This window comes from Nonomuraea monospora (genome assembly GCF_039531895.1).
GTDB lineage: Bacteria > Actinomycetota > Actinomycetes > Streptosporangiales > Streptosporangiaceae > Nonomuraea > Nonomuraea monospora.
In genome coordinates this window covers 341113-358117 of record NZ_BAAAQX010000007.1, presented here as the reverse complement: position 1 = coordinate 358117, position 17005 = coordinate 341113, and the positions used below count along the sequence as shown (strand labels likewise).

Here is a 17005-nt window from a genome sequence, read left to right as displayed (position 1 = left end):
CATGTCCACCCTTGAGATCCGTGACCTCCAGGTCGCCGTCGAGGACAAGGAAATCCTGCGCGGCGTCAACCTGACCGTGAAGGCCGGGCAGACCCACGCCATCATGGGCCCCAACGGCTCGGGCAAGTCGACGCTCGCCTACGCCATCGCCGGTCACCCCAAATACACGATCACCGGCGGCCAGGTGCTGCTCGACGGCGTGGACCTGCTTGAGCTGTCCGTCGACGAGCGCGCCCGCGCCGGCCTGTTCCTGGCCATGCAGTATCCAGTCGAGGTGCCCGGCGTCTCGGTGTCCAACTTCCTGCGCTCGGCCGTCACCGCCGTCCGCGGCGAGGCGCCGAAGCTGCGCGAGTTCGCCAAGGACCTCAAGAGCGGCATGGACGCCCTGTCCATCGACCCCGCCTTCGCCCAGCGCAACCTGAACGAGGGTTTCTCCGGCGGCGAGAAGAAGCGCCACGAGATCCTCCAGATGGAGCTGCTCAAGCCGAAGATCGCGGTGCTCGACGAGACCGACTCCGGCCTCGACGTCGACGCGCTGCGCGTGGTGTCGGAGGGCATCAACCGCTTCCGCGCCTCGGGCGAGACCGGCGTGCTGCTGATCACCCACTACACCCGCATCCTGCGTTACGTGAAGCCGGACTTCGTGCACGTCTTCGCCGCCGGCCGGATCGTCGAGGAGGGCGGCCCCGAACTGGCCGACAAGCTCGAGGCCGAGGGCTACGAGCAGTACACGAAGGCATCTGCATGACTTCCACCAGCTTCGATGTGGAGAAGATCAGGAAGGATTTCCCGGTCTTCTCCCGCGAGCTGCCCGACGGGCGACCGCTCGTCTATCTCGACTCGGGCAACTCCTCACAGAAGCCCAACCAGGTCATCGAGACCATGCGGGAGCACCTGGCGCTGCACTACAGCAACGTCGGGCGCGCCATGCACGTGCTCGGGGCCGAGTCGACCGACGCCTACGAGGGCGCCCGCGACAAGATCGCGGGCTTCGTCGGGGCGCCGTCGCGCGACGAGGTGATCTTCACCAAGAACGCCTCCGAGGCCCTCAACCTGCTCGCCTACTCCTTCGGGCGTAACACATGGCGCGCCTCCGGCACGACCGATGCCAACACCGACCCGCGCTTCACGATGGGCCCCGGTGACGAGATCGTCATCTCCGAGATGGAGCACCACTCCAACATCGTGCCGTGGCAGCTGCTCGCGCAGCGCACCGGCGCGAGCCTGAAGTGGTTCGGCGTCACCGACGAGGGGCGGCTCGACTACGACCCCGCCCTGATCACCGAGCGGACGAAGATCGTCTCGGTCGCCCACCAGTCGAACGTGCTGGGCACGGTCAACCCGGTGGCCGCGATCGCCGCGCGGGCGCACGAGGTCGGGGCGCTCGTCGCGCTCGACGCCTCCCAGTCCGTGCCGCACCACCCGGTGAACGTGACCGAGCTGGGCGCCGACTTCGTGGCCTTCACCGGCCACAAGATGGTCGGCCCCTCGGGCATCGGCGTGCTGTGGGGGCGGGCCGAGCTGCTGGAGGCCATGCCCCCGTTCCTGGGCGGCGGCGAGATGATCGAGGCGGTCTGGATGGACCGCTCGACGTACGCGCCGATCCCGCACAAGTTCGAGGCGGGCACGCCGCCGATCGTCGAGGCCATCGGGCTCGGCGCGGCGGTCGACTACCTCACCGACATCGGTCTCGACGCCGTCGAGGCCTACGAGCGGGAGCTTACGGCGTACGCGCTGGAGGCTCTGCGCGAGGTGCCCACGCTGCGCTTCATCGGCCCCGATACGCTGGAGCAGCGCGGAGCGACGGTGTCCTTCACACTGGAGGGCATCCACCCGCACGACGTCGGGCAGATCCTGGACGACCAGTTCGGCGTGGCCGTCCGCGTCGGGCACCACTGCGCGCGCCCGCTGCACCTGCGGTTCGGAATACCCGCGACCACGCGGGCGTCGTTCTACCTGTACAACACCACGGGCGAGATCGATGCCCTGGTCCGCGGCCTCCATCACGTTCAGAAGGTGTTCGCATAGCCATGATCGGCGAGTCGATGTACCAGGAGCTGATCCTGGAACACTACAAGCACCCGCAGGGGCGGGGGCTGCGCGAGCCGTACGACGCCGAGGTTCACCACGTGAACCCGACGTGCGGCGACGAGATCACGCTCAGGGTCAAGGTGGGCGACGCCGGCAAGATCCTGGACGTGTCCTACGAGGGTCAGGGCTGTTCGATCAGCCAGGCCGCCGCCTCGGTGCTGCACGAGCTGACCACCGGCTCCACGGTGGACGAGACGCTCTCGGTGGTCGACGAGTTCACCCGGCTGATGCAGGGCAGGGGGAAGGTCGAGGCCGACGAGGAGGTCCTCGGCGACGCGGTCGCGTTCGCGGGCGTGGCCAAGTTCCCGGCGCGTGTTAAATGTGCGTTGCTTTCGTGGATGGCCTACAAGGACGCTGTTGTGAGGAGTGCTGGGCAATGAGCAAGCCGACGGAGACGCCGACGAGCTTCGACGGTGACACGACCGTCGATGAGATCATGGAGGCGCTCAAGGACGTCGTGGACCCCGAGCTCGGCATCAACGTCGTGGACCTGGGCCTGATCTACGGGCTCAACCTCGACCCGGCCGACGGCGGGCAGCCCGTGTGCACCATCGACATGACGCTGACCAGCGCGGCCTGCCCGCTCACCGACGTGATCGAGGACCAGGCGCACTCGGCGCTCGACGGCATGGTCTCCGACGTCAAGATCAACTGGGTCTGGCTGCCGCCGTGGGGTCCCGACAAGATCACCGACGAGGGGCGCGAGCAGCTTCGTATGCTAGGCTTCAACGTCTGATCTTTCTGCTGTCACCCCTGACGGTAAAACGTCGGGGGTATCAGCGTGCCTTGCGTTTTCGCAAGGTCCACCACGCATAGCCGGGGAATATCCGATAACATCCCCGGCGTTGAGTGACAGGTACACCTGACGTCTCATCACGCGTATCGCATCGCCTGCGGCCGATGCCCTGGGTGTCCCCCTCATCTTCACCCCGCCCCCATGACGGCGGGTGCCCTTGAACCTTGTGCGGCCTCCGAGGCCGCACATCATGGCTCGTCCTTTCGCAGAAGTGACGCGCCACTTCGACGGAAAGGCACGACTTTCGTGACCATGCTTGACGCTGTCATGCCCACGCTCGGCGACACCTCCGCTGCCGCGGAGACCCCCGCTGCCGAGCCGGGCCCGTCCGAGTTCGAGCTGCTCGGCCTGCCGAAGCCGCTCGTGAACGGGCTGGCCAAGCTGGGCTTCGACAGCCCGTTCCCCATCCAGAGCGCGACGATCCCCGACGTGCTCGCCGGCAACGACGTGCTCGGCCGCGGCCAGACCGGCTCCGGCAAGACGCTCGCGTTCGGCCTGCCCACCATGGCGCGCATCGCCGGTGTGAAGCCCGCTCCGGGCCGCCCCCACGCGATGATCCTGGTGCCCACCCGTGAGCTGGCCCTCCAGGTGCACGACGCCCTCGAGCCCCTCGGGCGCGGCCTCGGCCTGCGCATGAAGGTCGTCGTCGGCGGCATGTCCATGGGCAAGCAGATCGAGGCGCTGCGGCGCGGCGTGGACGTCGTCATCGCCACCCCGGGCCGCCTCGGCGACCTGATCAGGCAGGGCGAGTGCTCGCTGGGCGACGTCGAGGTGAGCGTGCTCGACGAGGCCGACCACATGTGCGACCTCGGCTTCTTCCCCGTCGTCACCGACCTGCTCGCGCAGACCCCGGCCGACGGGCAGCGGCTGCTGTTCTCCGCCACCCTCGACGGCGACGTCGACAAGCTGGTGCAGCGCTTCCTCAAGAACCCGATCACGCACTCCGTGGCCCCGGCGACCTCGCCGGTCGACACCATGGAGCACCACGTGATGCAGGTCACCCGCGACGACAAGTTCGACGTGACGGCCGAGATCGCCAACCGCGAGGGCCGCACCATCATCTTCGTCCGCACCCAGCACGGCGTGGACCGGCTGTGCAAGCAGCTCGCCCGCGTCGGCGTCAAGAGCGGCGGCCTGCACGGCGGCAAGCGCCAGAACCAGCGCACCCGCATCCTGTCGGAGTTCCGCGAGGGCTCCGTCAACGTGCTGGTCTGCACCGACGTCGCGGCGCGCGGCATCCACGTCGACAACATCAGCCTGGTGCTGCACGTCGACCCGCCGCAGGACCACAAGAGCTACCTGCACAGGGGCGGCCGCACCGCCCGCGCCGGCGAGAAGGGCACCGTCGTCACGCTGGTGCTGCCGAACGAGCGCCGCTCGACCGACGCGCTCACCCGCCGCGCCGGGATCCACCCGTTCCGCCTGAAGGCCACGCCCGGCCACCCCAGGCTCGCCGAGGTGACCGGCGCCCGCACGCCGAGCGGCGAGGCCATCCCCGTGTGGGAGCCGGACGTCCGCAAGCCGCTGCGCCCCCGCCGTGAGGGCGGCGGCGGGTCCGAGCGCCGTGGCCGCCGTGGCCGCCGCGACTTCGACGGCGAGCGCCGCCCGCGCCGCCACGACGACGGCGAGCGTCCGTTCAACTCCGGTGACGATCGCCGCCCGCGCAGGCACGAGGACGGCGGGCGTCCCTTCAACTCCGGTGACGACCGCCGCCCGCGCCGCCACGAGGACGGCGACCGCCCTTTCAACGCGGGTGACGACCGTCGTCCGCGCAGGCACGGCGAGGGCGAGCGGCCGTTCGGCCGCACGCAGGAGCCGCGCACGTTCGGCGACGACCGCCGGCGTGACGGTCAGGGCCGCGGCGGCTACCGCTCCGACGACCGGCCGTTCCGGCAGGACGACCGCGGCGGCGACCGGGTCAACGACCGGGGCCCGCGCTACAACTCCGACCGTGGCCGCCCCTTCACGGGCGACCGCGACCGGGGCTTCCGCACCGACGACCGCCCGGCCCGTGACGGCTACCGCTCCGGTGACCGTCCCTCCGGTGACCGTCCCGCGCGTGACGGTTTCCGCGCCGCCGAGCGTCCGGCGCGCGACGGCTACCGCTCCGGCGCCGGCCGCTCGGACGAGCGCGGCAACGGCGGCGGCTTCCGCCGCAACTCCGGCCGCCGCTTCGAGCGCTGACCGGGCCGTACCACGCGACCGGCCGGACTTCGCTGACCGGCCACGAAGCGCGACCGCTGCCCGCCGCACCTTCCCGGTGCGGCGGGCAGCGCCGTTTTCACCCCTTCAGCCCGCTCAGCGCGATCCCCCGGACGAAGTACCGCTGGAACATCAGGAAGAAGACGATCGTCGGCACCGACGCGATCAGCCCGCCCGCCATGATCGCCCCCTGATGATCCGGCCCCGCGTAGTACGAGTTCAGCCGCGCCAGCGCCACCGGCAGGTTGGCCATCTCGTCGCTCTGCACGATGATGAGCGGCCACAGGAAGTTGTTCCACTCCCCGAGCACGATGAAGATCGACATCGCGGCGAGCGCCGGCCGCAGCAGCGGCAGCACGATCCGCCACCAGATGCGCCACTCCCCGGCCCCGTCCACCCTGGCCGCGTGGATCAGCTCGTCCGGCAGCGACTGCAGGAACTGCACCAGGAAGAACAGCACGAACGCCTTGGCCAGCGCCGGCATGATGTATCCGGCGTAGCTGTCCAGCCACCCCAGGTTCCGCATGATCACGTAGTTGGGGATGAGCGTGGTCTGCCAGGGCACCATCATCGAGGCGACGACCAGCAGGAAGATGACCCGGCGGCCCTTGATGTCGTGCTTGGCGATCACGTACGCGGCCAGCGAGCAGATCAGCAGCGCCCCGACGGTGATGACGCTGGTGATGAACAGGCTGTTGAACAGGAACCGCCAGAACCCGAAGTCCACCTGGAACCGCTGGAAGATGCCCTGCAGATGGCCCGGGTTGACGCGCTCGGCCGACCACTCGGCGTCGTAGAAGTTGGCGACGGTCGGCGACTGCGGCACGAACGACGGCGGCGTCCTGGCCAGCTCGGCAGGCGGTTTGAACACCGTGATGAGCAGCCAGTAGAACGGCACCACCATGGTCAGCGACAGCAGGTAGAACGGCAGGCGCAGCAGGTGCCCGCCGGCCCGCGACCGGCCGGGGGCCGCGGGAACCGCGCGGGCCGCCGGGGCGGCGGAGGCCGCGGTGGCCATCACAGCTCCTTCATCGCGCGGCCCAGGCGCAGGTTGACGAGGCTGAGCACGAAGATGACCAGGAAGAGCACCCAGGCGATGGCCGAGGCGTAACCCAGCTTGAAGTGGGTGAACCCCTGGTCGTACAGGTAGGGGACGATCATCAGGCCGGAGTCGAGCACCCCGCCGACGCTGTTGGTGCCGCGGAAGACGATGTAGACCGCCTCGAACACCTGGAAGGCGCCGATCAGCCCGGTCACCACCACGTACGTGGTGACGGGCCGCAGCAGCGGCAGCGTGACGTGCAGCAGCCGCCGCCAGGCCGAGGCGCCGTCGATCTCGGCCGCCTCGTAGTACTCCCGGGGGATCGAGCCGAGCCCGGCGACGTACAGCACCATGCCGTAACCCATGCCGCCCCACACCGCCATCAGCACCAGGATCGGGATGGTCAGCCCCGGCGTGGCCAGCCAGGCGACGGCCGTGCCGCCGAACCAGCGCACGATCGTGTTGGCCAGGCCCACGTCGCTGGGGAACAGCACCCACTTCCACATCAGCATGAGCGCGATGGAGGAGGTGACGGACGGCAGGAAGAAGACGGTGCGCATGATGCGGTGCGGCCAGCTCGGGCCGCCGAACGCCAGCGCCAGGCCGAGCGACAGCAGGGTGCCGATGAGGACGGACGCGACCACGTACCCGCTGGTGTTGCTCAGCGCGTGCAGGAAGCGGGTGTCCTCGGCCAGCAGCCGGAAGTTCTCCAGGCCGGTGAAGGCGGCCGGGTTGATGCCGTCGAACGTGGTGAAGCTCAGGTAGAGCGAGTTGGCCAGCGGCCAGATCAGGAACGCCGCGAACAGCGCGAGGAAGGGCAGCAGCATCGCGTACGAGGTGCCGTAGCGGCGCAGCCTGCTGCGCAGCGGGACGGGGTTCGCCATGTCGGGGGCTCCTCCTCAGCCGGCGTTGCGCTCCATCACCTTGGCGGCCTCGGCCAGCGCGGTCTTGACGTCCGCCTTGCCGAGGATGGCCGACTGCAGTTGCTTGGAGACGTCCGGGGCGCTCTCGTCCCAGCCGGGGCAGCCGGGCGCGGCCTTGCCGGTGCTGAACGCCTGCTCGAAAACGCGGGCCTGGTCGGGCGTGAACGACGAGGAGTCCACCACCTTGTCGGGACGCGGCGGGATGTAGGGCAGGTTCCGCTTCCTGGCCTCGTCCACGATCGCCGCGATGGCCTCGTCGCTGTACATGAATTTCACGAAGTCCGCGCCCGTCTGGGCGTGCTTGCTGAAGGACGTCACGCCGATCGCGCGCCCGCCGATGAACGTGGTCGGCCCGGCCGGGCCCGCGGGCAGCGTGGTCATCGCCCACTTGCCCTTCAGCTTCGGCTTGTTGACGTCGATGCCCTTGGCGATCCAGTTGCCGCCCACCACCAGCGCGGTGCCGGTGTCGAGCGCGTCGGAGGCCTCCACGCTGGCGGTCGGCGCGCCGTGCTCGCGGTACAGGTCCACCCAGTACGCCAGCGCCTGCTCGGCCTGCGGGGTGCCGAGCGAGGGCTTGCACTCGGGCGTGTAGAAGGCGCCGCCCGCCTGGTAGAGGTAGTTGAAGTAGCCGATCCAGTCGAGGTTGCCCCAGTCCTGGCTGTACGGCTTGGCCACCCCGGCCGCCTTCAGCTTGCCGATGGCCGCGGTCAGCTCCTCCCACGTCTTCGGCGGTCCGTCGAGACCGGCCTTCTCCAGCAGGTCGGTGCGGTAGTAGAGGGCGAGGGTGGACATGTCCAGCGGCACGCCGTACACCGAGCCGTCGGGAGAGATGGCGGACTCCCACTGCGCGGGCTGGGCCTGCGCCTTGAGCGACTCCAGGCCGTGCTTGCGCAGGTCCACCATGGCGCCTCTGGCGCCGAACTGGATGGTCCAGGTCATGCCGCCGGAGATGACGTCGGGGCCGCTGCGGCTGGTGGCCGCCGCCAGGAGCTTGGCGTACGCGTCGTCCCACGACAGGGTCTGCACCTTGACCGTCACGTTGGGGTGTTTCTGGTGGTAGAGGTCGGCCGCCTTCTGGAAGATCGCCGTCTCGTCGTCGCCGCCGGTGGACCAGAAGGACAGGGTCGCGGGGGCGTCGGTCGCCGCCTGCTGGGTCTGGGGCCGGCCGCTCGTGGCGCAGGCCGCGCTCACGAGCGCGAGCAGGACCGTGGTGCATGCCGCCGTCGTACGTCGCATGGGGAGCCATCCGATCTCTCGCCGCCTAATGTGCGGAATCTCATCACTTAAACGGGTAAGTGACAACTCTGAGTCATGTAAGTTTCATCGCTGTGTGAGCGACGCGGCGCTGGCCTGTCGAGATGCGGTTTTGGCACGATGCACGGCCTGCCGGGGGCGGCTTTCCCGGTTCAGGGCTTGCGGGTAGGGTGGCGCGATGTTCGTCGACATGCCCCTGCCGCAGCTACGCGAGTACCTGCCCGAGCGGGACGAGCCCGCCGACTTCGACGCCTTCTGGCAGCGGACACTCGCCGAGGCCCGCGCCCACGACCTCGCCCCCGAGTTCGTCCCCGTCCCCACCGGCCTGACCGTGGCCGACGTGTTCGACGTGACCTTCGCCGGCTTCGGCGGCCACCCCATCAAGGGCTGGCTGCTGCTGCCGCGCCACACCACCGGGCCGGTGCCGTGCGTGGTCGAGTACCAGGGGTACGGCGGCGGGCGCGGGCTGCCGATCGACTGGCTGCTGTGGCCCAGCTTCGGGTACGCCGTGTTCGCCATGGACAGCCGCGGCCAGGGCGCGGGCGGGTGGCGGCGCGGCGACACCGCCGACCCGTACCCCGGCACGGGGCCGCAGACGCCGGGCGTGATGACCAGCGGCATCCACGACCCCGGCGCCTACTACTACCGGCGGCTCTACACCGACGCCGTGCGCGCGGTCGAAGCAGCCAGGGCGCATCCCGGGATCGGCGCGGTCGCGGTCGGCGGCGCGAGCCAGGGCGGCGCGATCGCGCTGGCCGTGTCCGCGCTGGCGCCCGGCCTGGCGTGCGCGCTGCTGGACGTGCCCTTCATGTGCCACATCAGGCACGCCACGCAGATCACCCCCGAGTACCCGTACGCCGAGCTGGCCGCCTACTGCCGGGCGTTCAAGGACCAGGTGGAGCGGGTCTTCGCGACCCTCGCCTACTTCGACGGGGTCAACTTCGCCGCCAGGGCGCGCACGCCCGCGCTGTTCTCCGCCGGGCTGCAGGACGGGATCACGCCGCCGTCCACGGTGTTCGCCGCCTACAACCACTACGCGGGGGAGAAGGACATCAGGGTGTACCCGTACAACGGGCACGAGGGCGGCGAGTCCGCGCACGCCATGGAACGGGTGGCCAGGGCAAGGAAGGCACTGGGATGAACAGCGGGTGACGCCCGTCTCGCGTGGCGGACGCGGGGCGGCGTCACCCCGTGACGCAGACTAGGCTTAACAGGCACGTCATCCGACCGACGAGAGAGATCATGAAGACCTTCGAAGAGCTGTTCGCCGAGCTGTCAGAGAAGGCCCGTACCCGGCCCGCGGGCTCGGGCACCGTGGCCGCGCTCGACGCCGGCGTCCATGCCATCGGCAAGAAGGTCGTCGAGGAGGCCGCCGAGAGCTGGATGGCCGCCGAGTACGAGTCAGACGACAGGGCCGCCGAGGAGATCTCGCAGCTCCTCTACCACGTGCAGGTGCTGATGATCGCCAAGGGCATCGGCCTCGACCAGGTCTACAAGCATCTCTAGGGCGCCGCGGTGCGCCCGCCACCAGAGATAGCGGAAGGCACACACACGTAAGGACCTACGGACATGCTGCGTCTGGCAGTACCCAACAAGGGCTCGCTCAGCGAGGCCGCCCAGGACATGCTGAAGGAGGCCGGTTACCGGTCCCGCAGGGACAGCAAGGAGCTCGTCGTCGTCGACGAGGCGAACGGCTGGGAGCTGTTCTTCCTGCGCCCCCGCGACATCGCCGTCTACGTCGGTGAGGGCACCCTCGACGTCGGCATCACCGGCCGCGACATGCTGATCGACTCCGGCGCTCCGGTCGAGGAGATCATGCCGCTCGGCTTCGGTGCCTCCACCTTCCGGCTGGCCGCCGCGGCCGGCACGATGTCCTGCGCACAGGACCTCAACGGCAGGCGCATCGCCACCTCCTATGCGGGCCTGCTCGACAAGTACCTCTCCGACCAGGGCGTGGACGCCCGGGTGATCAAGCTCGACGGCGCCGTCGAGACGGCCATCAGGCTGGGCGTGGCCGACGCCGTGGCCGACGTCGTCGAGACCGGCACCACGCTGCGCAACGTCGGCCTGGAGGTGTTCGGCGACCCGATCATGAAGTCGGAGGCCGTGCTGATCAAGCGGCACAGCGCGCCCGACACCCCGGGGGTCGGCCAGCTCGTCCGCCGCTTCCAGGGCGTCGTGCAGGCCCGCGACTACGTCATGATGGACTACGACATCCGCGCCGAGCGCATCGAGGAGGCCATCGCGCTGACGCCCGGCATGGAGGGCCCCACCGTCTCGCCGCTGCACCGCGAGGGCTGGGTCGCCGTGCGCGCCATGGTCCGGCGCAAGGGCCACCAGCAGGTGATGGATCAGCTCTGGGACATCGGCGCAAGGGCCATCCTGGTCACCGACATCTACGCCTGCCGCCTGTGAGGTCTGCCCGCTAGGCCACCGGCCCGGCGGGCATACCGGAACCGTGCGTAACGAAGCGGTCGCTTGGCGTGGTTCAGCCAGGCAGATGTGGTCCTTACTCGAACAGGGCAACCGGCGCTGGGCGGCGGGCAAGTCCGCCCACCCGCACCAGGACCCGCGACGCCGGAGACAGGTCGCCTCCGGGCAGCAGCCCCGGGCGGTCGTGCTCTCGTGCATCGACTCCCGGGTGCCGCCCGAGGTCGTCTTCGACGTCGGCCTCGGCGACCTGCTGGTCGTCCGTACCGCCGCCCACACCCTCGACTCCCTCGTCACCGCCGCCGTCCAGTACGGCCCGCAGGACCTGCGGGCCAGCCTCGTCGTGGTCCTCGGCCACCAGCGCTGCGGCGCGGTCACGGCGGCCGCGCGGGCCTTACGCCGGCGCCTCACCCTGCCCGGCGAGCTGCCCGCGATCGTCGAGGCGCTCGAACCCGCCTACGCCACCTCCAACGGCCGCGTCGAACCCATGGTCCAGGCCCACATCCGGCGGACCGTCCAACGCCTGAGAGCCGACCCCCTCCTGTACGGCAGCGCCACCGTCATCGGCGCCTACTACAGCCTCGACACGGGGCTGGTGAGCCGCGTGATCTGACAAATGTCACCGCCAGAAGCGGAAGGAACGCACTGCCGCCGTCCCGCGGGCCCGGCCTAACGTTCCGGTCATGACCGGCATCGTGTTCGACCACGTCAGCAAGCACTACGGGGACGTGCTCGCCGTGGACGACCTCTCACTCACCATCGAGCCCGGCACCACCGTGGCCCTGCTCGGGCCCAACGGCGCGGGCAAGTCGACCTCCATCAACCTCCTGCTCGGCCTGCTGCGGCCCAGCCGGGGCACGATCGCCGTCCACGGCCGTGCCCCGGCCCAGGCCGTCGCGGCCGGCGAGATGGGCGCCATGCTGCAGGACGGCGCGCTCATCCCCGAGCTGACCGTCAAGGAGACCGTGGACCTCGTCCGCGGGCTCTACCCCGACCCGCTCGCCCTCGACGAGATCCTCTCCATGGCCGACCTGACCGAGCTCGCCGGGCGGCGCGCGAACAAGCTGTCCGGCGGGCAGGCGCAGCGCGTCAGGTTCGCCCTGGCCGTCGCGGGCGCGCCGCGCGTCCTGCTGCTCGACGAGCCGACCGCGGCCATGGACGTGGAGTCCAGGCTGCGCTTCTGGGCCGCCATGCACGACTACGCGGCCGGCGGCAGGACCGTGCTGTTCGCCACCCACTACCTGGAGGAGGCCGACGAGCACTCCGACCGGGTGATCGTCATCGCCAGGGGGCGGCTGGCCGCCGACGGCACCGCCGCCCAGATCAAGGCCGACGCCGGCGGCCACACCGTCAGCTTCACGCTGGGCGCCCAGCCCTCGGCCGGGCTCGACCGGCTGCCCGGCGTCACCGCCGTGGAGATCGCCGACGGCACCGCCGTCCTGCACACCCGCGACGCCGACGCCACGCTCGCCGGCCTCTACCGCGGCACCACGCTGGACGTGCGCGGGATCCGGCTCTCCTCCGCGGACCTCGAGTCCGCCTTCCTCCAGCTCACCAGGGAGTCCTGATGCTGCTCTCCTTCGCCAGGGCCGAGACGCTGCGCACCCTGCGCAACCGGCGCTACCTCATCTTCGTCGTCGCCTTCCCCGTCCTGCTCTACCTGATCAACGCCAACATCTACGGCAGCCAGGCCGACGGGACCGGCGTCGGCTACAACGTCGTGCTCATGGTGTCGATGGCCGCCTACGGCGCGCTGGCCTCGTCCATGATGAGCTCCGCCGTCCCGCTGGCCGCCGAACGGCAGTCCGGCTGGCTGCGGCAGATCCAGATCACCCCGCTGCCGCCCTGGGCCGTCGTCGCCGCCAAGCTCGCCAGCGCCATGACGCTCGTGCTGCCCTCGCTGCTGCTGGTCGGCCTGGTCGCGGTCGTGCAGCAGGGCGTGTCGCTGCCGCCAGGACGGTGGCTGGCGCTGCTGCTGGCGCTGTGGCTGGGCGTCGTGCCGTTCGTCGCGCTGGGGCTGGCCCTCGGGTCGCTGCTGTCCGCGGACGCCTGCCAGCCGGCCACCATGATCTGCATGTTCGCGCTGACCATCGCCGGCGGCCTGTGGTTCCCGCCCGACCTGTTCGGCGGCGTGATGCGGACCGTCGCCGAGATCACCCCGTCCTTCCACTACGCGAGCCTCGGCTGGAGCCTGGCGGGCGGGCACGGCGTCGCGATGCTCGACGTGCTGGTGGTGGCCGCGTGGGCGGTCGTGCTGGGCGGGGCGGCGGCGCTGCTCTACCGGCGGGCTACCGTACGGGCATGAGCTTCGCCGACAGGATCAGCTTCAACGAGACAGGCTCGCCGCCGCGGCGGCTGCTCGGCATCTCGGTCGGGCTGGTCTACCTGGTCTTCCCCGCCGCCGAGATCGTGACCGGCGAGATCACGGGGGCGCGGGCGGTCTGGGCGGGGGTGGCGCTGGCCGCGTACGTCGCCGGCTTCCTGGCCACGGTGCTCAGCGCGAAGAGCATCACCGAGCGCGGCCGGTGGACGTACCTGCTGCTCGTGATCACCACCGTGCTCGGGATGGGCGCCGCGGCGGTCTTCGGCGGCGCCTGGCTGTCCCTGCCGGTCTTCACCGTCGTGCTGTACGGGTTCACGCTCCCGGCCCTGTGGGCGCTGTGGGCGATCAGCGTCAACCTGGTGACCGTGATCGCCGCGGGCGTCGTCCACGACAACGACGCCGCCGGCCTCATCGTGCTGGCCTTGCAGGTGGTGACGCTCGGCGTGCTGTTCATCAGCATCCGCAACAGCCGGGCCATGGGCATCAAGCTGCGCCTGGCCCAGGACGAGGTGGCCCGGCTGGCCGCGACGGAGGAACGGCTGCGCATCGCCCGCGACCTGCACGACCTGCTCGGCCACAGCCTGTCGCTGATCGTGCTCAAGAGCGAGCTGGCCGGCCGCCTCGCCGAGCAGTCGCCCGAGATCCGCGGCGAGATCGGCGACATCGAGGCCGTCGCCAGGAAGGCCCTGGTCGAGGTGCGCGAGGCCGTCACCGGCTACCGGCGGCGCAACCTGGAGGAAGAGCTCGACAGCGCCAGGGCCGTGCTGCGGGCGGCCGGGGTGCACGCCGAGGTGCGGCTGTCGGGCACGCCGCTGCCCGAGCCGCTCGACGGCCTGTTCGGGTGGGGCGTGCGCGAGGGCACCACCAACGTCGTACGCCACGCGCGGGCCACCCGGTGCGAGATCAGGATGACGTACGAGAAGGACGCCGCCATCCTGGAGATCATGGACGACGGGAACGGCGACGGCCGGCCGTACGAGCAGGGCAGCGGCCTGCGCGGGCTGACCGAACGGGTGACGGGCGCGGGCGGCACCGTCATGGCGGGCCCCGCGCCGGGCGGCGGGCACCGGCTGAGCGTGCGGGTGCCGGCGTGATCCGGGTGATCCTGGCCGAGGACCAAGGCATGGTGCGGGGCGCGCTGGCGTCCCTGCTGGGCCTCGAACCGGACATCGAGGTCGTCGGCGAGGCCGCGAACGGCGACGAGGCCCTGACCGTGGCGGCCGCGGCCCGGCCCGACGTGGCGCTGCTCGACATCGAGATGCCCGGCACCGACGGGCTCACCGCCTGCGCGCGGATCACCTCACGGGTGCCCGGCTGCCGGGTGATGATCCTCACCACGTTCGGGCGGCCCGGCTACCTGCGGACGGCCATGGAGGCCGGGGCGGTGGCGTTCCTCGTCAAGGACAGCCCGGCCAGGGAGCTGGCGGCGGCCATCCGGCGGGTGCACGCGGGGGAGCGGGTCATCGACCCGGCACTCGCCGCGGCGGCGCTCAGCGCGGGGCCCAACCCGCTGTCGGGGCGCGAGCGCGACGTGCTGGCCGCGGCGGCGGACGGCTCGACCATCGGGGACATCGCCTCGGCGTTGCATCTGTCGGAGGGCACCGTGCGCAACTACCTGTCGTCGGCCATCCAGAAGACGCACGCCCGCAACCGCATCGAGGCGGTGCGGCGGGCCAGGGCGCAGGGCTGGGTGTAGGGCTCGGTGCAGGGCTGGGCGCAGGAGTCAGTAGCGCAGCTCGGCCAGCACCCCGTAGTGGTCGGAGCCGGGCTCGGCGCCGTCGCCGACCACCTCGCAGCGCGTCGGATGCCCCGCGCCGCCCGCCCTCGGCCAGGCGCTCAGCACGTAGTCGAAGCGCCGGTCGGGGTAGAGGCCGGGCCGCGCGTACGGGTTGGCGTTGCTCCAGGTGTGGCCGGGGCCGCCGTCGCCGGCGACCTCCCACGCGTCGTAGAAGACGAGCCCCGGCACGGGGGTCGCGGCGCGCCCGGTCAGCATCCGCATCTCGTCGCTGTCGGGCGGCGCGTTGAAGTCGCCGCACACCAGCGTCGGATGCCGGCGGGAGGCCACCTCCCGGACGAACGCGGCCAGCGCCCGTACCTGCTCCTGCCGTGCCCGCGAGTCGCCCAGCCGGTAGGCCCCGATCATCACGCTGAACACCTGCAACGGCCCGCGCGGCCCGTCCACCTCGCAGAACTGCGCCCGGCCTGGCAGCACCGCGCCCGGCTCGCCCTCGGGCGGCCCGCCCGGCAGCAGGCGATCCGCCTGCCGCACGATCGGCCAGCGCGACAACACGGCGACCGGCGCCTGCGCGGTGACGGCCGCCGCGTGCTCGTAGCCGAAGCGCTGACCGGCCCACTCCTGTAACGCCACCACGTCGGGCGTCAGGTCGCGCACCGCCTTCTCGACGCGCGGCGCCCGCTCGGCGTACGGGCCGTGCTCGCCCCACACGTTCCAGGTCAGCACGCGCACGCCGGTCCCGATCAGCGGCCCGTACGGCTCCGACCAGATCATCTCAGCCCCTCCACCGCCTTGACCGCCGCGTCCACCTGCTCGGGACCCGTCACGATACTCGTGCCGAACCGCAGCAGCGAGGGGTTGTACGGCGTCACGCTCGCGACCACCTTGCGCTCGTGCAACCGCCGCACCGCCTCGAACGGCTCCATCCCGGCCACCGAGCAGCACACCAGCCCCGCCGACAACTCGGGAGCCCGCGGCGTGGCCAGCGTGACGTGCGGGATTTCGGCCAGGCCCGCCTTCAGCCGGGTGGCCAGCTCCTGGGTGCGCGCCCGCACCCGGTCCTTGCCGATCGCCGTCATGAACGCGAACGCCTGCGGCATCGCCCACCGGTGCTCGAACGCCTTGAACCCGCCGGGCGTGACCAGCTCGGCCGTCGTGGCGCCGGGTGAGCCGCCGCCCTGCCAGGCGGTGAAGGCGGCCTGGCTGAAGCTCGGCACGATCGGGGCGACCGCGTCCCAGGAGCGGCCCCACACGATGCCGGTGCCGCGCGGCCCGAACAGCCACTTGTGGGTGCCGCTGGCCAGGAAATCGCAGCCCAGGTCGGCGACACCGTCGTCCATCGCGCCGAACCCGTGCACGCCGTCCACGCACAGCAGCGCCCTGTCGTGTTCGGCGCGGCCCTTGTTCGCCTCGGCCAGCAGGTCGGCGATGGCGCGGATCGGCACGCGCACGCCGGTGCTGGAGTGCACCCAGGTGACCGCCACGACCCGGGTGCGCGGGCCGAGACCCTCCTTGATCGCCGACACCATGCGGTCGGCCGAGGCGCGGGCCGGGTCGTCGTACAGGCGGACCCTGCGCACCTCCGCGCCCGTGCGCGCCGCCAGCAGGCGCAGGCCCTCGTGGGTGGCCAGGAAGTCGTGCTCGGTGGTCAGCACGTCCTGGCCGGGGCGCAGGACGAGGCCGGAGTAGAGCAGCGCCAGGCCCATCGTGGTGCTGTCGGTCAGCGCGATCCCGCCCGGGTCCGTCTTCAGGTAGCGGGCGGCGGCCTCGCGCACGGCCCCGTCGGGGGAGCCGTCCGGCGAGCCGCCGCCGGGCGGCGTGTACTCCGGGTCGGCGTCCAGCCCGTCGCGGTGCGTCCTGATCGCCTCGCGCACCTGCGCCGGGGCGGGGGCCAGCACGAACGCGGCGAACTGGCCGTACGCCGGGTCGAGCGCGAACTGGGCACGCACCGACGCCCAGTCGGCCGGATCGAAACTCCGCGGCGGGGCGGACGGCGGGGACGGTTTGGCGGTGCACGCCGACGCCCCGGCAAGCAGCCCGGCACCGAGCAGGGCCCGTCTGTTCAGCATGCCTGCTTCCTACCCGCATGCGTCGGCCATGCTTGCTTCGTGCGTGCATGCGTCCGCCATGCTTCCTGCCGGCATGCGTCGGCGATGCTTTGCTTCCTGTCCACATGCGTCGGCCATGCCTGCATTCCACCCGCATGCGT

General features: G+C 71.2%; 18 protein-coding genes. 13 read left to right on the top strand and 5 right to left on the bottom strand.

Features of this window, described 5'->3' with window-relative positions; translation table 11 throughout:
• Window position 1 precedes the first annotated feature (1 nt).
• From sufC to ABD331_RS16875, 5 genes are all read left to right on the top strand, one after another.
• The gene (gene sufC, locus ABD331_RS16895) at window positions 2-748 is read left to right on the top strand and encodes a Fe-S cluster assembly ATPase SufC (RefSeq protein WP_148432974.1); all 747 of its coding nucleotides are present in this window, start codon (window positions 2-4) and stop codon (window positions 746-748) included.
• Entirely contained in the window at window positions 745-2028 is a 1284-nt protein-coding gene (locus ABD331_RS16890) for a cysteine desulfurase (protein ID WP_344475601.1), read from the top strand. Before sufC ends, ABD331_RS16890 begins: the two co-directional genes overlap by 4 nt.
• A 2-nt stretch (window positions 2029-2030) precedes the next feature.
• Window positions 2031-2471 carry a Fe-S cluster assembly sulfur transfer protein SufU gene (gene sufU / locus ABD331_RS16885; RefSeq protein ID WP_344475599.1) on the top strand — a complete coding sequence of 147 codons (441 nt, stop codon included), beginning with the start codon at window positions 2031-2033 and terminating at the stop codon, window positions 2469-2471.
• Window positions 2468-2827, top strand: coding sequence for a metal-sulfur cluster assembly factor (locus ABD331_RS16880; RefSeq protein WP_344475597.1), 360 nt, complete (start codon window positions 2468-2470; stop codon window positions 2825-2827). The genes sufU and ABD331_RS16880 overlap by 4 nt, the downstream gene beginning before the upstream one ends.
• Before the next feature lie 312 nt (window positions 2828-3139).
• Window positions 3140-5071: a DEAD/DEAH box helicase gene (locus tag ABD331_RS16875; RefSeq protein ID WP_344475594.1), complete on the top strand. Its 1932-nt coding sequence runs from the start codon at window positions 3140-3142 to the stop codon at window positions 5069-5071.
• 97 nt (window positions 5072-5168) lie between these two features.
• On the opposite strand, the gene ABD331_RS16870 is transcribed toward ABD331_RS16875, so the two are convergent.
• From ABD331_RS16870 to ABD331_RS16860, 3 genes are read right to left on the bottom strand one after another with little or no spacing between them, the layout of a single operon-like run.
• A complete protein-coding gene (locus ABD331_RS16870; protein WP_344475591.1) occupies window positions 5169-6107 on the bottom strand; it encodes a carbohydrate ABC transporter permease in 939 nt (312 codons plus the stop codon).
• On the bottom strand, window positions 6107-7015 hold the full coding sequence (locus ABD331_RS16865; RefSeq protein ID WP_344475587.1) for a carbohydrate ABC transporter permease: 909 nt from the start codon (window positions 7013-7015) through the stop codon (window positions 6107-6109). The genes ABD331_RS16870 and ABD331_RS16865 overlap by 1 nt, the downstream gene beginning before the upstream one ends.
• 15 nt (window positions 7016-7030) lie before the next feature.
• Window positions 7031-8290 (bottom strand): extracellular solute-binding protein, encoded by a 1260-nt coding sequence (locus ABD331_RS16860; protein WP_344475585.1) that lies wholly within the window; start codon window positions 8288-8290, stop codon window positions 7031-7033.
• Window positions 8291-8486: 196 nt separating this feature from the next.
• Here ABD331_RS16860 and ABD331_RS16855 point away from each other — a divergent pair, with 196 nt between their 5' ends.
• The 8 genes from ABD331_RS16855 (at window position 8487) to ABD331_RS16820 (ending at window position 14757) form a co-directional block, all read left to right on the top strand.
• Entirely contained in the window at window positions 8487-9449 is a 963-nt protein-coding gene (locus tag ABD331_RS16855) for an acetylxylan esterase (RefSeq protein ID WP_344475583.1), read from the top strand.
• A gap of 101 nt (window positions 9450-9550) precedes the next feature.
• Window positions 9551-9814: a phosphoribosyl-ATP diphosphatase gene (locus ABD331_RS16850; RefSeq protein ID WP_043628104.1), complete on the top strand. Its 264-nt coding sequence runs from the start codon at window positions 9551-9553 to the stop codon at window positions 9812-9814.
• A gap of 63 nt (window positions 9815-9877) precedes the next feature.
• Window positions 9878-10723, top strand: a complete 846-nt coding sequence (gene hisG, locus ABD331_RS16845; protein WP_344475580.1) for an ATP phosphoribosyltransferase — start codon at window positions 9878-9880, stop codon at window positions 10721-10723.
• Window positions 10724-10808: 85 nt separating this feature from the next.
• Window positions 10809-11351 carry a carbonic anhydrase gene (locus ABD331_RS16840; protein ID WP_344475577.1) on the top strand — a complete coding sequence of 181 codons (543 nt, stop codon included), beginning with the start codon at window positions 10809-10811 and terminating at the stop codon, window positions 11349-11351.
• A gap of 70 nt (window positions 11352-11421) precedes the next feature.
• The gene (locus ABD331_RS16835) at window positions 11422-12306 is read left to right on the top strand and encodes an ABC transporter ATP-binding protein (RefSeq protein WP_344475575.1); all 885 of its coding nucleotides are present in this window, start codon (window positions 11422-11424) and stop codon (window positions 12304-12306) included.
• The gene (locus ABD331_RS16830; RefSeq protein ID WP_344475573.1) at window positions 12306-13043 is read left to right on the top strand and encodes an ABC transporter permease; all 738 of its coding nucleotides are present in this window, start codon (window positions 12306-12308) and stop codon (window positions 13041-13043) included. The genes ABD331_RS16835 and ABD331_RS16830 overlap by 1 nt, the downstream gene beginning before the upstream one ends.
• Window positions 13040-14155 (top strand): sensor histidine kinase, encoded by a 1116-nt coding sequence (locus ABD331_RS16825; RefSeq protein ID WP_344475571.1) that lies wholly within the window; start codon window positions 13040-13042, stop codon window positions 14153-14155. The genes ABD331_RS16830 and ABD331_RS16825 overlap by 4 nt, the downstream gene beginning before the upstream one ends.
• Window positions 14152-14757 carry a response regulator gene (locus tag ABD331_RS16820; RefSeq protein ID WP_344475569.1) on the top strand — a complete coding sequence of 202 codons (606 nt, stop codon included), beginning with the start codon at window positions 14152-14154 and terminating at the stop codon, window positions 14755-14757. Before ABD331_RS16825 ends, ABD331_RS16820 begins: the two co-directional genes overlap by 4 nt.
• 27 nt (window positions 14758-14784) lie before the next feature.
• On the opposite strand, the gene ABD331_RS16815 is transcribed toward ABD331_RS16820, so the two are convergent.
• Complete coding sequence (locus ABD331_RS16815) at window positions 14785-15570, bottom strand: endonuclease/exonuclease/phosphatase family protein (protein ID WP_344475567.1); 786 nt, start codon at window positions 15568-15570, stop codon at window positions 14785-14787.
• On the bottom strand, window positions 15567-16865 hold the full coding sequence (locus ABD331_RS16810; protein WP_344475565.1) for an aminotransferase class V-fold PLP-dependent enzyme: 1299 nt from the start codon (window positions 16863-16865) through the stop codon (window positions 15567-15569). The genes ABD331_RS16815 and ABD331_RS16810 overlap by 4 nt, the downstream gene beginning before the upstream one ends.
• Window positions 16866-17005: the final 140 nt, after the last annotated feature.

What these genes read in the sequence shown, in the direction of transcription:
- ABD331_RS16830 (WP_344475573.1), top strand. Translation starts at nt 12,306, where the DNA reads ATGCTGCTCTCCTTCGCCAGGGCCGAGACGCTGCGCACCCTGCGCAAC.
- ABD331_RS16855 (WP_344475583.1), top strand. Translation starts at nt 8,487, where the DNA reads ATGTTCGTCGACATGCCCCTGCCGCAGCTACGCGAGTACCTGCCCGAG.
- ABD331_RS16860 (WP_344475585.1), bottom strand. Translation starts at nt 8,290, where the DNA reads ATGCGACGTACGACGGCGGCATGCACCACGGTCCTGCTCGCGCTCGTG.
- hisG (WP_344475580.1), top strand. Translation starts at nt 9,878, where the DNA reads ATGCTGCGTCTGGCAGTACCCAACAAGGGCTCGCTCAGCGAGGCCGCC.
- sufC (WP_148432974.1), top strand. Translation starts at nt 2, where the DNA reads ATGTCCACCCTTGAGATCCGTGACCTCCAGGTCGCCGTCGAGGACAAG.
- ABD331_RS16870 (WP_344475591.1), bottom strand. Translation starts at nt 6,107, where the DNA reads ATGGCCACCGCGGCCTCCGCCGCCCCGGCGGCCCGCGCGGTTCCCGCG.
- ABD331_RS16840 (WP_344475577.1), top strand. Translation starts at nt 10,809, where the DNA reads ATGTGGTCCTTACTCGAACAGGGCAACCGGCGCTGGGCGGCGGGCAAG.
- sufU (WP_344475599.1), top strand. Translation starts at nt 2,031, where the DNA reads ATGATCGGCGAGTCGATGTACCAGGAGCTGATCCTGGAACACTACAAG.
- ABD331_RS16850 (WP_043628104.1), top strand. Translation starts at nt 9,551, where the DNA reads ATGAAGACCTTCGAAGAGCTGTTCGCCGAGCTGTCAGAGAAGGCCCGT.
- ABD331_RS16810 (WP_344475565.1), bottom strand. Translation starts at nt 16,865, where the DNA reads ATGCTGAACAGACGGGCCCTGCTCGGTGCCGGGCTGCTTGCCGGGGCG.
- ABD331_RS16825 (WP_344475571.1), top strand. Translation starts at nt 13,040, where the DNA reads ATGAGCTTCGCCGACAGGATCAGCTTCAACGAGACAGGCTCGCCGCCG.
- ABD331_RS16815 (WP_344475567.1), bottom strand. Translation starts at nt 15,570, where the DNA reads ATGATCTGGTCGGAGCCGTACGGGCCGCTGATCGGGACCGGCGTGCGC.
- ABD331_RS16890 (WP_344475601.1), top strand. Translation starts at nt 745, where the DNA reads ATGACTTCCACCAGCTTCGATGTGGAGAAGATCAGGAAGGATTTCCCG.
- ABD331_RS16875 (WP_344475594.1), top strand. Translation starts at nt 3,140, where the DNA reads ATGCTTGACGCTGTCATGCCCACGCTCGGCGACACCTCCGCTGCCGCG.
- ABD331_RS16835 (WP_344475575.1), top strand. Translation starts at nt 11,422, where the DNA reads ATGACCGGCATCGTGTTCGACCACGTCAGCAAGCACTACGGGGACGTG.
- ABD331_RS16865 (WP_344475587.1), bottom strand. Translation starts at nt 7,015, where the DNA reads ATGGCGAACCCCGTCCCGCTGCGCAGCAGGCTGCGCCGCTACGGCACC.
- ABD331_RS16880 (WP_344475597.1), top strand. Translation starts at nt 2,468, where the DNA reads ATGAGCAAGCCGACGGAGACGCCGACGAGCTTCGACGGTGACACGACC.